The following is a 12,832-nucleotide window of genomic DNA, read 5'->3' on the forward strand; positions in this document are numbered from 1 at the left end:
TCCACCCTAAGCCTGCCAGGCCGAGGATCTGTCGGGTGGGAGCGGCACTGCTCCCCGGGGGAATCCCGGCACAACGTTCAGTGGCCCCGCGAAGTCCAGGGCTCGTGCGGAGACGCCGGACGGCGGTGCCGAGCACCGGGCTCATCCGGGACGGTCTCGTGCGGCAAGCCGATGGGATGGCCGTTGGTGGCGGGCCTGCCGTGCTTGCCCGGACCGTCGGGCTCGTCTTGGCGCCTGCCGTTCTCGTAGGCGAGCAGCGCTTCGGCGAGCAGGTCGGCGAGACCGACCTCGTCGCCCGGTTCCTCGGTCGCGGGCCGTTCCGAACCGGCGTCGCGGTGGCGGGCCAGGAGTTCGGCGGCCGACTGGAGCCGGTCCGCGGCGGGGCGCCCCGGGTCGGCGAGAGCGTCCGCGGGAGTGGAGTGCGCGGGAGTCGCGTGTGCGGGGGTCGCGTGCGCGGCCCCGTGTTCGGGTTGGGTCCGCTCGAACGGCGAGACCCGCGCGTCGCCCTGGTCCCCGTACACCGACTCGACGTAGGAGCCCCCGGAGTAGGAGCTCGCCGGGTACGACGGGTCCGACAGCAGACCCAGGTTCGGCGGCAGCCCGGCGCCCGGGTCGTCCGTCCGCTGTGGACCGGGCGGTGTCGTCGCACCCGGGGCGTCCCGGCCCCAGGAGGCGGAGTCCCACCGCGGCGGCTCCGGGATCCCCGCCTCGTCCTGCGGATCGGCGTGCCGGGCACGGCGGCGGCCGCCCGCGCGCGGCTGCTGCTCGGCGTCCTCGCGGTCCTCGCCGAGATGGGCACCGAGGTAGCGATCAGCCCAGGACGCACCGGAACTCGGGGAATCCTCGGTCCGCTCGGCCGACCAGCCCGGGATCTCCGGCTCCGCGCGGCGGCGGGATCCGGCGTCGTCCTCGCGGCCGTGGCGGCGCATTTCGGCGAGGCTCTCCCGGATCTCGGCGAGGGTCCGGCCGCGCGAACGCCTGCCCTCCTCCTCGGGCGGCGCGGGAGGCGCCTGCTCCGCGGGGTCCGCCGGCCACTGCTCTGGGCCGCGCACCGGGTCGTCCAGGTGTTCCACCGCACCGACCGAGGTCGCGGGCGGCTCGTGGTCCGGCACGGAGATCACCGGCATGATCGCGGTGACGTCCGGCGCCGCGGGAGCCTCCGCCGGAACGTCCCAGGGCGCGGTGCTCGTGGAGAGGGGCTCGTCGACCGGCGGATCGTCGGAGCGGGGGCTCTGGGGAACCTCCCACGCCGGGGTCGCCGGGAAGGCGCCGCCCGCGCTCGCGTCGTCCGCTCCGCCGAGGTGGGTCGCACCAGTTCCGGCGGAGTCGAAGGGCCGGTCCGCGGAGCCGTCGCGGCGGGCGACCGGGACCCCGGGGACCTCCCCCGGCTCAGCACGCGCGGGCTCGCTCCGGGAACCGAAGTCGTAGACCGGGAACCCCTCCCCGAACGGGGCAGCGGTGACCCGGCCGACGGGGACGTCGAGGCCGCTGTGCCGACCCGTCCCGTAGTCCGGCTCCGTGTCTCCGGCTGCCGGTTCCGGCTCGGGGGCGCGGCGCTTCCCGCCGCCCGAGCTCGCGGCGAACGGCGCCGATTCCCCTTCCGGGGCCCGGGGTTCCGGCATGGCGCCGGGTCCGGATCGCGCGGCACCGGTGGCGGTCTCGGAGTGCGGCCGACGGTCCTCGTTGGCGCGACTGGTCAACGTGTCCATCAACCGGCGGGCGGCGTCGCGCACGCTGCCCTCGCCGGGCCTGCGGTACTCGTCGAGCGGATCGGCTGCCGCGACCCGCTGGGCGCCGAACGGGTCCACCGCCCCGGCGGCGGGGACGCCCGCCTCGGAGAGCGCCGCGACGGCGTCGGCCGACAGCGGACCCGAGGGCGAGGATCCCACTCCGGGCGAGTCGGCGGGCGAGGTCGCGGTGCCCGGGTTACCGGCGGCTGGAGGTTCGGGTGCTGGAGGCTCGGCTGCTGGGAGTTCGGCTGCTGGGGTTTCCGCGTCGGACCGGGCGATCGCCGAGAGGGGCCGCTGCGGTCGGCCCGTGCCGTCCGCGCGGCGACGGCCCGCGGTCTGCGGTGCCTGCTCCGCCTCGGCGCCCCGCTCGTGCCCGGTGGTCTCGTGCTCGGTGGTCTCGTGCCCGGCGGCTTCGCGAGGGGCGGAGCCCCGCTCCTCACCCTCGTGCGCCGCGGCGTGCGAGGCCCGCTGGCGACGGCCCGGTTCCCCGGTGCCCTCGGCACGGCGCCCGCCCGAAGCGGCCGGCTCGGCCGACACCGGTTCGGCGGCGGTGGAACCTCGGGTGGGAGCCGCCAGCGCGGGGAACTCCTCCAGCAACCGAATCCGGGCCGCGTGCACGGCGGTGCGCCACCGCCGGTCGGCGGCGTACGCGCGACGCAGCGTGGCCAGCGCCTCGACGAACTCCTCGGCCCGCTCGTGGGTCTGCGAGGACATGCTCAGCGACTCGGTCAGCAGGCAGTCGAGCTTGTGGCGCTCGGCGTTCGCGGCCGCGTCGTTGAACAACCGGACCGCCGCCGCCAGCTCCCCGGACGGCAGGTGCACCCGGGTCGCCAGCGCCAGCCGCAACCAGCCGGACGGCCCGGCCGAGGCGGCCCGGACGGGCGTGCGGATGACCGGGGAAGCGGCCTCCACCGCCTCCGCGCGCTGCCCCAGGTCGAGCAGCGCGTGCACGCGCTCCAACACCAGTCGGGCGCGGATCTCCCCGCTCTCCGCCGCCGGATCGCCGAGCCGGTCGAGCAGCGCCAAGCCCGCTTCGGCGGCACGCACGGCCTGCTCGAACTCGCCGTTGCGCCGCAGGTGCCCGGCGCGCGCCGTGCGCACCCGGGCCAGCAGCACCCGGCTGGTGTCCCGGTTGAGGTCGGGCGCGGCCGCGTACAGCCGATCCGCCTCGTCCAGCGCGTCGGATCGTTCGGCCTCCCGCTGCCTGCCCGACAGCGCGGCGGCCAGCTCCAGCAGCGCGTGCGCCCGCAGCGCCGGCTCGATCCGCTCCTGCTCCAGCACGGGCTGCAGCACCCGCAGCGCCACCTCGTGACCGCCCGCGGTGCGCGCGCAGCAGGCGAGCTCCACGCGCAGCTCCGCGGCGACCTCGTGATCGCCCGCGCGCTCCGCGTCCCGGACGGCGGCGATAGCGCGGCTCGTGACCGCGACCCCGTGCCCGAGGCGGTTGGACGCGAACAACGCCACCGCCTCGGCGCGGAGCCGCAGCGCCCGGTCACCGGCGCGCCTGGCCTGCGCCACCGCCTGATCGCCCAACATCAGGGCGAGCTCGGGCACCCGCCAACGCATCTGCCGAGCGGGTTCGAACAACTCGTGCGCACCGCTCGGTGGAGCTCCGTGCACGCTGGCCAAGACGCCTCCCCGTCGGGTTCAGCCCCGGGTCAACTTCCGGTGGGTGACTCGATGCGGACGGGCGGCCTCCTGCCCCAGTCTCTCGATCTTGTTCTTCTCGTAGCCCTCGAAGTTGCCCTCGAACCAGAACCACTTCGCCGGGCTCTGCTCGTCGCCTTCCCAGGCGAGGATGTGCGTGGCGACGCGGTCCAGGAACCACCTGTCGTGCGAGATCACCACGGCGCAGCCCGGGAACTGCTCGAGGGCGTTCTCCAGGGAGCTCAGCGTCTCGACGTCCAGGTCGTTCGTCGGCTCGTCCAGCAGGATCAGGTTCCCGCCCTCCTTGAGGGTCAGGGCGAGGTTGAGCCGGTTGCGCTCACCACCGGAGAGCACGCCCGCCGGCTTCTGCTGGTCCGGGCCCTTGAAGCCGAACGCGCTGACGTACGCCCGCGACGGCATCTCGACCTGGCCGACCTGGATGTAGTCGAGACCGTCGGAGACGACCTCCCAGACGTTCTTCTTCGGGTCGATGCTGGCGCGGTTCTGGTCGACGTAGGACAGCCGCACCGTGTCGCCGACCTTGACGCTGCCGCTGTCCGGCTGCTCCAGCCCGACGATGGTCTTGAACAGCGTGGTCTTGCCGACGCCGTTCGGACCGATCACGCCGACGATGCCGTTGCGCGGCAGGTCGAAGGACAGCCCGTCGATGAGCAGGTTGTCGCCGAAGCCCTTCTTCAGGTTCTCCACCTCGACGACCTGGTTGCCCAGGCGCGGTCCCGGCGGGATCTGGATCTCCTCGAAGTCGAGCTTGCGGGTCTTCTCGGCCTCGGCCGCCATCTCCTCGTAGCGGTCCAGCCGGGACCGCGACTTGGTCTGACGCGCCTTGGCGTTGGAGCGAACCCACTCCAGCTCGTCCTTGAGGCGCCGCTGGAGCTTCTGATCGCGCTTGCCCTGGACGGCCAGGCGCTCCTGCTTCTTCTCCAGGTAGGTGGAGTAGTTGCCCTCGTACGGGTAGGTGCGGCCGCGGTCCAGCTCGAGGATCCAGCCCGCGACGTTGTCCAGGAAGTACCTGTCGTGCGTCACGGCGAGCACGGCGCCCGGGTAGGTCGCCAGGAACTGCTCCAGCCACAGCACGCTCTCGGCGTCCAGGTGGTTCGTGGGCTCGTCCAGCAGCAGCAGGTCGGGCTTGCTCAGCAGCAGCTTGCACAGCGCGACCCGGCGGCGCTCACCACCGGAGAGGTGGCTGACCTCGGCCTCCGGCGGCGGGCAGCGCAGCGCGTCCATCGCCTGCTCGAGCTGCGAGTCGATCTCCCACGCGTCCGCGTGGTCGAGGTCCTCCTGGAGGCGGCCCATCTCCTCCATCAGCTCGTCGGTGTAGTCGGTGGCGAGCTGCTCGGCGATCGCGTTGAAGCGGTGCAGCTTCTCCATGATCTCGCCGACGCCCTCTTCGACGTTGCCGAGGACGGTCTTCTCCTCGTTGAGCGGCGGCTCCTGCTGCATGATGCCGACGGTGTAGCCGGGCGAGAGGTACGCCTCGCCGTTGTTCGGCTGCTCGAGTCCCGCCATGATCTTCAGCACGGTCGACTTGCCGGCGCCGTTCGGGCCGACGACGCCGATCTTGGCACCCGGGTAGAACTGGAGGGTCGCATCATCGAGGATGACCTTGTCCCCGTGTGCCTTCCGCACCTTCTTCATGGTGTAAATGAACTCGGCCATGCCCTGAATCGTAGTTGCGTGCCGTGTCGGACCGTGCACCGCCCCGAGTGCGCCCGGGCCGCCCGGAACACCCGCCTCCACCGCTGGTCACCGCCGCCGGAGATCACCCGCCGCGAGCCACCCGGGGCGGTGGCCGCGCGAACCCGGGGACTGGCCCGGCCGCCGCCTCCCGGCAGCGCGCGGTGACCAGCGGGCGACCGTCCCCGCCCGGCGGCCAGGCGCCCTCGTCGCGGCGCCGGGCCTCGCTCACCAGCCTGAAGCAGGTCACCCGGGCCCCGTGGACCCTCGATCCGACGGGCGCGGTGCCCGCCTCGCACGCGGTCGTCGCGACCATCGCAGCCACCCTTCGACGCACCGGAGCCGTCCCTCGGCCCCGAGCTCCAGGGTGCGCGGCGCCGATCACGCGGCGCCACCCCGACGTCACGATCTGTGGATGAATCGGGGGCCTGTGGACAACTCCCGCGCAAACTCGGCCGGAAAACTCACCCGAGGGTCACCCTTCGGAGTGGCCCCGCCCTCGGGAACCGGCGGTGTCGCCCTCGGAGAGCCGCCGCAGCATCTCGTTGTAAGCGGCCAGATCCGCGTCCCCGTCCGCCGCGGCGCGGCGGTCGAAGCGGCGCGCCTCCCGGTCGTCCGCGCGCGACCACTGGATCAGCAGCGCCAGCATGACCACCACCAGCGGCACCTCCCCCGACGCCCACGCCAGCCCGCCACCGAGGTTCTGATCCGACAGCAGGTCCGGCACCCAGGGCAGGTCGAGGCCCCGGTAGAAGTCCGAGCCGATCACGTTCTTCGACATCATCAGCGTGATCCCGAAGAAGGCGTGGAACGGCATCGAGGCGAACACCAGCCCCAGCTTCACCAGCGAGGGCAGCGGCCGGGGCGCCGGGTCGATGCCGATCACCGGCCAGTAGAAGACGTACCCGGCGAGCAGGAAGTGCCCGATCATCATCAGGTGCGCCCAGTGCTCCGGCAGCGCCGCGTCGAACAGCCCGGAGAAGTACAGCGCCCAGAACGAACCCACGAACAGCGCCAACGAGACGATCGGGTTCGTCAGCACCCTCGTGACCGGCGAGTGCAGGAACGCCAACAACCACTCCCGCGCCCCCGGCGGCTCGCCCTTGGTGGCGGGCTTCAACGCGCGCAGCGCCAGCGAAGTGGGCCCGGCCAGCACCAGCAGCACCGGTGCCAGCATGGACAGGATCATGTGCTGGCCCATGTGCACGCTGAACATCGCGGGCGCGTAGCGCCCGATCCCGGAGGACGTGGCGACCAGGATGCTCGCGCAGCCGCACAACCAGGCCGCCGTGCGACCCACCGGCCACTCGTCGCCGCGGCGGCGCAGCACCCGGACTCCGTAGAGGTACAGCCCGGCCAGCACCAGCGCGAGCGTGCCGTAGACCAGGTCGAACCGGACGTCGAAGATCAGCCGGAGCGCGGTCGGCGGCCCGTCCAGCGGATAACCGATCAGCAGCTCCGTGCGGTCCGGCACCGCGCCCAGCTCCGAAGGCGGCGGCGTCCGGCCGAGCGCGACCGCGACCCCGACCGTCGCGAACATCGTGAGCAGCTCCACCGCACCGAGCCGGAGCAGGGCCCCGCCGCCTCCCCGCTCGACGCGGCGGACCGCGCGCTCGCGCTGGAAGTACGCGATCACGCCCAGCACCGCGAGCAGCGCGACCTTGACCAGCACCAGCAGCCCGTAGGTGGTACCGAGCAGCTGCTGCGGCGAGACCCGCACCAGGGCGTTGAGCACCCCGGAGGCCGCCATCGCGATCCAGCACACCAGCGCGATCCGGGAGAACCGACGCGCCACCAGCCCGGGATGCGCACCCCCGCGGGCCAGGTGCGCCAGCAACGCCACCAAGCCGCCGATCCACAGGCTCGCGGCGATCAGGTGGAACAGCAGGCTGTTGGTCGCGATGTCGTGCGCGCCGCCGCTGGCCGAGTGCCCGGTGGCGATCACCGGGAACAGCCCGAGCAGCGACACCGCGAACAGCACCACCGTCCAGCCCCAGGACAGCACCACCCGGCAGACCACGGCGAGGACCAGCGCGACCGCGGCCGTGATCAGCCAGGCCTTCGCCTCCTCCAGCGCGTCGACGAGCCCGAACAGCACCTGCGCGTCGAGCACCTCGCCGATCGGGCGCCCGGTCGCGTCGGCCGCGGTGAACGGCACCAGCAGCGCCGCCCCGCAGCACCACGCGGCGGCGGCCCAGCCCGCGGCGCGCACGGCCGCGTAACCGTCGGCCAGCAGCGCGCCGGAACGCCGCGCCGGGATCGCGAAGGCCGCCAGCAGCAGCGAGCCGATGCACACGACCGCCCCGGCCTCGGCGAGCACCCGCACGACCGGGAGGCCGATCTTGGTGGCGGCGCCGGGGTCGGGCAGCCCGTAGGCGGCGTAGGAGTCGCTCGCCGTCACCGCCGCCAGCGCCGCGGCCACCACCGCCGCGAGGATCCCGGCCGTGACGACCAGGATTCCGATGGTGGTCGACCTGGTGCGACGCGCGGTCGTTACGGTCTCAGAAGCCACGCACCGAGCCTAACCGGCCCACCCTGACCTGCGGTTTCGGGTGCCCTCCGGGAGTTGTCGGAGATCGAGGCCGGGGAACGCGGAGGTCCGCCCGGGCAGAACCCACCGGTGGCGCCCGGGATCTCGCTGCCGGTCCGCTCGCCGGACCCAGCGTCGCTCGGCGGCCCGGTCGTCGGCGCGATCAGCGCCGCGACCGAAGCCCCGCCGGGCCGTCGCGACCAGCGCCTTCGGTGAACCCCACCCCGAGCGGGAGAGCGGCGAGGTCGCGCCGGGCCGAACGGGGCGCCGCACCCAGGCGGGGGCAGGCCCGCGCGCCATCGGCCCCCCGGCTTGCGGCGGGTGGAGGAAATTCCTCGAATTCGCGATTACGAAGCGCTCGCCGGGGGAAGTAAGGACCTTGACACCTTCACCCCGAACCCATGGAGGTCCCCGTGATCACCTTAGGCGTCATCCTGCTCGTGCTCGGTCTTCTCCTGCAGATCCCGATCCTGACCACCGTCGGCGGCGTCCTGCTCGTGGTCGGCCTCGTGCTGATCGTGCTGGGCCGCGCGGGGACCAAGGTCGGCGGACGCAGCCACTGGTTCTGACAGGTGCTCCCGGACAGCGCCCGACCGAGCCGGGGTTTCCCCGCGGCGCGGGGGAGGCTCGCCGCGTCGAGTGAGACCGGACACCGGTCGAGTGCGACCGACCGGGCCGCCCGCGTGTCATCCCCGGTCCGGACGGGTAAGTCCGGAGAAGGCAACCACCCGCTCGAGAACTGGGAGAGTCGATGGGGTCAGTAGCGCACTACCTAGAGATCCAGGCTCCGGCGCAGCGCTGCTACGACTGGTGGCGGCCGCTGACGCACCTGCCGGAGATCTTCCCCGACGTGCAACGGGTGGAGCCGCGCAGCGGCGATGCGGACCTGACGCACTGGGTGGTCTCCGGGCCCGCGAGCACGAACGTGGAGTGGGACGCGCGGATCGTCGATGACGAGCCCGGCCGCAAGGTCGCGTGGAAGTCCGTGGAGGGCGACGGCAAGTCCAACACCGTGTCCACGGCCGGAGCGGTCCGCTTCGACGACCACGGTGACACGACCGGGGTGGAGGTCAGCCTCCAGTACGACACCCCTGGCGGAACCGTCACCGAGGCGATCGCCACGCTGTTCGCGGACCCTCAGCAGAAGGTCGAGCGCGCTCTCGACTCGTTCAAGCAGCTGATGGAGAACCCGAGCCGCACCGCCTGAGCGGCGGCGAGTTCCGGTCCAGCCGGCCGAGCGCTCGACGCGGGCCGGAAACGACGCGGCGGGCCCAGCATCCACGGGATGCTGGGCCCGCTGCGCGCCACCGTTCGGCCGAACGATCGCGCGAACGCCGCGGCGCCCACCGGTTCGGGCGTTGTCAGGCGCGGATCACGACTCGCCGCCAGAGCGGCATCGTCACGATGATCAAGGCGCTGGCCGCGGTCGCCGGGAGCGGCAGTCCCCACGCCCCGAACAGCACCCTGGCCACCACGTAGCCGATCAGCAGCGCGAAGGTCACGAGCCGGCCCAGCACCAGGTTGGCCACGCCCACCCCGACCGTTCGCGTGGTGATCGAACGTCGCCGCGCCGCCGCGATGCCCTTCCAGCGCGGCACGACGACCAGGACCACGACTCCCGCGACCAGGACGTAGGTCAGCGGCACGCTCCAGTCCGGGCGGAGATCGGTGCCGATACCGACACCCAGGACCACAGCTCCCAGCGCCCACAGCAGCCAGTTCCGCTTCGATTCCCCGCTCGCCGCCACCGGCTCGCGTTCGGTGTCGTCGGCGCGCACCGACTGGGATCGCATCTTGGTACCTCCACGCAGTTGTTCACCTCAGCGGCAAGCTCAGCGAGCGCCGGGTTTCATCCGTCTGAGAGGAAGGTACAGTTTCACTTTCCAATCGGCAAGTGCTTTCTCCGGGAACAGCCGGTGCGGTTCCGGAAGTGGCGCTGCCGGGACACCGCGAGAGCAGCGCCGGGCGGGGGGCGCGCCCCGCAGCGCGGCGGGGCCGGGCGCACCACGACGCCCGGGGCCGCTCAGCTAGCGGAGCACCCGCGCGAGCGGCGGCGCGGGGAAGTCGGCCCGGGCGAGCTGGGCGCGGCGACGCCCGTCCAGCTCGGTCCGGCCCCCGCCTCCGGCCTCGGCCTCGACCTCGCGAAGCCGGTGCTCACGCGGCGGCGCGGCCGTCGGTCGAGCTCGGCGTGAACGGAGTGCGCAGGACGCGCATGTTCTCGGCACTGCGGTCCGCGCGGGGGTGGCGCTCCTCGACGGCGTCGAGGTGCTCGGGCTCGGTGAACTCGACCGGCTCGATCGGAGCCACGGCCCGGTGGGGGTGGACGGTCGCCGACGCGACGGCCCCGGAACGGGCGCTGGTGCGGGTGCGGTTGATGGTGGAGAGGTTCACGAGGGTGGTCCCTTCAGGAAGAAGCGTTCAGTCAGGTGGCGCCGCCGCAACGGCGGCGCGAACGTCAGTCGAGCGAGGTCACCAGCACGGTGCCGCCGCCGAACGCGGCGAGCTGGCGGTGGGCTCGGTCGACGGCGTCGTGCTCGGAGCCGACGAGCCGAGCCGTGTGCTGGCCCTCCCCGTCGGTGATCTGCCAAGCCTCGTCGGACAACGTCCGGGCGATGTAGCGGGTGTGCCGAGCGGCGGCCCGGGGCCGGGCGGCGCGCGCACCGGCCACTCCGGGCCGGTCGTCCACTTCGGACACCACAGGAGCGGCGAGTGCGTTCAGGTGGGGCGTCATGGCCCGCATGGGGCTCCAATGCGTTCGAGGGGCGTCCAGCGGCCCGGGCGATCGGCTCGCACGGGTGCGTGGGCGAGTTCGGGAAAGTTCGACGTCACCGGGAATCGGCTGCTGATCGACAGCAGCGCTCGGCTCAACCGGGCGAAGAACGAGCGTCGGACCGCGAAGTCGCGGCGAACCAGCCACCGGCGGTCCGCACGCGGAGCGGCAGCGGCCAAGCGCGCTGCGGTCGTGCTCGCGAGGTGATGCGGCTGGGGCCGTCTCCACCGCGCCGCCATCACGAGGCGGGCGGGAGCGGCGCTGGGATCCTGGCCCCGCACGCGGCGGGGCCAGGCGAGCTCAACGTCTCAGACCACGCGGACCAGTTCGGCCTGCGGGCCCTTGGGCCCCTGGGTGACGTCGAAGGAAACCTGCTGGTTCTCCTCCAGGCTGCGGAATCCGCCGCCGTCGATGGCGGAGTAGTGCACGAACACGTCCGGCCCGCCCGCGTCCGGAGCGATGAAGCCGAAGCCCTTCTCCGCGTTGAACCACTTCACGGTTCCCTGAGTCATGCGTGTCTCCATTCGGGAGCTGAGAGGTATCACGGGCGCCACGCACCGTGCGCGAGGCCCGGGCCGGGTGATCTTTAGACGGCGGCTTAACTCCAGCTACACCAAAGACAGCAGCTCGCCCGCATCAACATCCTGCGAGCATGCGCGAACACGAACCCAGAAACAACGACCACCACGAACCCTACACGCCACGGGCGCTCGCTGCCATCAGCCGACTCACCGACAGCACGGGGACCGCGACCGATGACGAGCCCCGCCGACGACGACCACCGCCACGTCCGCAGGTGACGGACGGGGAAGCGGCCTCGGGCGTCGAGCCGGCTCGCCCCGCGGCACGACGTGACCATCCGCGGCGCGGCGCTGGTGACGCGGAAGGCGGGGACGCCAGCCCCGGACAGCAGCGCACCGAGCCCGTCGAGACCAGCGGCCCACGAGAGCGCCTCGCCGCACGGCCCGGCAAGACGCCGGGACGGCGCCCGGAATCCTTCGCTCGCAACGCACCGCACGGGACGGAATCCTCGCGCATTCCCCTGGTGGCGCCCCCGGCAGGACTCGAACCTGCGACCTAAGGATTAGAAGTCCTTTGCTCTGTCCAGCTGAGCTACGAGGGCCCGCACATCACTCGCGTGAGCTGCAGCAAGCAGGGTAACCGGCGGCTCCGTCGACAGTGGTACCGGCGCGGTCGGCGTTGCAGACCCGGTATCGAACGGCAAGCCGATCGACAACTGCGCCGGCCGGGCTCCGGGGCCGCCGCGCCCCCTCGACGCGACGGACCCGGCCGCTCCCGGTCAGGAACAGGATTCGGGAACGACCCGCAGCACCGGGTCGTCCTGCCCGACCCCGGTGAACGAGTACTCGTCGACCGGGGTGGCCACGCCATCGCGCACGTCGAACGCGATCCGCGCGCCGTCGTAGGCGGGTTCGGTGGTGGGGCTCTCGTTCGACGCGGCGAGGGTGATCAGCACCCGTCCGTCCGATCCGGCCGGTGCGCACTCGTAGCCGAGCCGGGCGGCCACGCCACCACCTTCGTTGATCTTCAGCGGCTGACCGTCCTGCGTGGTCAGCTCGCGCGGTGCTCCATCGGCGCCGAGGTCCCAGACGCTGAACCACGCGGTGTTCGCGCCGATGGACTCCGCCACCAGCACTTCCTGCCTGCCGTCGTGGTTCACGTCGAGCACCCGCATCGGCTGGGTGCCCGCGTAGGCGTCGCCGGGCAGCGTCGCCTCGGTCACCTTTCCGTCCACTGTGAACTTCAGCAGCTGCTGCGAGCCGTCGCCGATCGCGGCCAGCTTCGCCGTGTCCGGGGTGCCGTTGCCGTCCAGATCGGCGGTGACCGTCTCGGTCGAATCGGCGACGGCGACGCCCGCCGGGACCAGGGCCATCGCGGCAGCGGCCAGCGCGCCGATGCCCACACCTGCGCGAATTCCGTTCTTCCCCACGGTGGATGTCCTCTCGAGTCGGCCTGGTGGCGGGGTGAGCGCTCCGCTCCCCCTCTTCTGCCCGGAAGACGCCTCAGCCCGAGCGGGGTTGCCCGGGCCCGCCAACTTCGCCGGACGAGACCGGTGCGCACCGGGGAGCTGAACGTCGAACCCTTGTCTTCCCGCCAGAAGCAAGTAGCCTCCGCAGTGCTGGTGGTTCGCACGGCTCCGCGGAAGCGGGTCGGTGCGAGGCAAGAGGGAACCCGGTGCGAATCCGGGACTGCCCCGCAGCGGTGAGCGGGAACGACCGCCGTCACCGGTCCACGACCGGTCACAGCACTGAGCGCACGCTCGGGAAGCGACGGCCACTAGGAACCCCGGTACTACCGGGAAGCGCCCGCGAGTCCGAAGACCTGCCACCGGTGCGCGCGTCCGAGGACGCGCGCTGGTGCGAGGTCTCGCGGGAAGACCTGGTCCACGAGCCGCCACCCGCGCGGCGACGTGCGCCCGGATCACGTCCGCTCGACCTC

The 12,832-nt window shown here is 72.8% G+C and carries 11 protein-coding genes, 1 tRNA gene and 1 riboswitch; of the genes, 2 read left to right on the plus strand and 10 right to left on the minus strand.

The window, feature by feature from the left end; translation table 11 throughout:
• Positions 1-77: 77 nt before the first annotated feature.
• From ACL03H_RS13605 to ACL03H_RS13620, 4 genes are all read right to left on the minus strand, one after another.
• Positions 78-3,359, minus strand: a complete 3,282-nt coding sequence (locus ACL03H_RS13605; protein ID WP_412811568.1) for a hypothetical protein — start codon at positions 3,357-3,359, stop codon at positions 78-80.
• 18 nt (positions 3,360-3,377) lie between these two features.
• Positions 3,378-5,054, minus strand: a complete 1,677-nt coding sequence (ettA, locus tag ACL03H_RS13610) for an energy-dependent translational throttle protein EttA (protein WP_412811569.1) — start codon at positions 5,052-5,054, stop codon at positions 3,378-3,380.
• Between the two features lie 103 nt (positions 5,055-5,157).
• The gene (locus ACL03H_RS13615; RefSeq protein ID WP_412811570.1) at positions 5,158-5,388 is read right to left on the minus strand and encodes a hypothetical protein; all 231 of its coding nucleotides are present in this window, start codon (positions 5,386-5,388) and stop codon (positions 5,158-5,160) included.
• Positions 5,389-5,547: 159 nt separating this feature from the next.
• A complete protein-coding gene (locus ACL03H_RS13620; RefSeq protein ID WP_412811571.1) occupies positions 5,548-7,584 on the minus strand; it encodes a cytochrome c oxidase assembly protein in 2,037 nt (678 codons plus the stop codon).
• Positions 7,585-8,015: 431 nt separating this feature from the next.
• Between ACL03H_RS13620 and ACL03H_RS13625 the strand changes: the two genes are divergently transcribed.
• Both ACL03H_RS13625 and ACL03H_RS13630 read left to right on the plus strand, forming a co-directional pair.
• Entirely contained in the window at positions 8,016-8,171 is a 156-nt protein-coding gene (locus ACL03H_RS13625; protein ID WP_412811572.1) for a DUF6131 family protein, read from the plus strand.
• A 182-nt stretch (positions 8,172-8,353) separates the two neighbouring features.
• A complete protein-coding gene (locus ACL03H_RS13630; RefSeq protein WP_412811573.1) occupies positions 8,354-8,809 on the plus strand; it encodes an SRPBCC family protein in 456 nt (151 codons plus the stop codon).
• Positions 8,810-8,963: 154 nt separating this feature from the next.
• Here ACL03H_RS13630 and ACL03H_RS13635 read toward each other — a convergent pair whose 3' ends face one another.
• From ACL03H_RS13635 to ACL03H_RS13660, 6 genes are all read right to left on the minus strand, one after another.
• Positions 8,964-9,395 carry a hypothetical protein gene (locus tag ACL03H_RS13635; protein WP_412811574.1) on the minus strand — a complete coding sequence of 144 codons (432 nt, stop codon included), beginning with the start codon at positions 9,393-9,395 and terminating at the stop codon, positions 8,964-8,966.
• Positions 9,396-9,756: 361 nt separating this feature from the next.
• On the minus strand, positions 9,757-9,993 hold the full coding sequence (locus ACL03H_RS13640; protein WP_412811575.1) for a hypothetical protein: 237 nt from the start codon (positions 9,991-9,993) through the stop codon (positions 9,757-9,759).
• Between the two features lie 64 nt (positions 9,994-10,057).
• On the minus strand, positions 10,058-10,333 hold the full coding sequence (locus ACL03H_RS13645) for a hypothetical protein (RefSeq protein WP_412811576.1): 276 nt from the start codon (positions 10,331-10,333) through the stop codon (positions 10,058-10,060).
• A gap of 347 nt (positions 10,334-10,680) precedes the next feature.
• Positions 10,681-10,884: a cold-shock protein gene (locus tag ACL03H_RS13650; protein WP_412811577.1), complete on the minus strand. Its 204-nt coding sequence runs from the start codon at positions 10,882-10,884 to the stop codon at positions 10,681-10,683.
• A 534-nt stretch (positions 10,885-11,418) separates the two neighbouring features.
• Positions 11,419-11,495: transfer RNA gene (locus ACL03H_RS13655), tRNA-Arg, on the minus strand.
• A gap of 177 nt (positions 11,496-11,672) precedes the next feature.
• On the minus strand, positions 11,673-12,323 hold the full coding sequence (locus ACL03H_RS13660) for an FG-GAP repeat domain-containing protein (protein WP_412811578.1): 651 nt from the start codon (positions 12,321-12,323) through the stop codon (positions 11,673-11,675).
• A 176-nt stretch (positions 12,324-12,499) separates the two neighbouring features.
• A riboswitch (cobalamin riboswitch) is annotated at positions 12,500-12,737 on the plus strand.
• Positions 12,738-12,832 lie beyond the last annotated feature (95 nt).

The sequence above is a fragment of the Saccharopolyspora antibiotica genome, assembly GCF_047200635.1.
Taxonomy (GTDB): Bacteria; Actinomycetota; Actinomycetes; order Mycobacteriales; family Pseudonocardiaceae; genus Saccharopolyspora_C.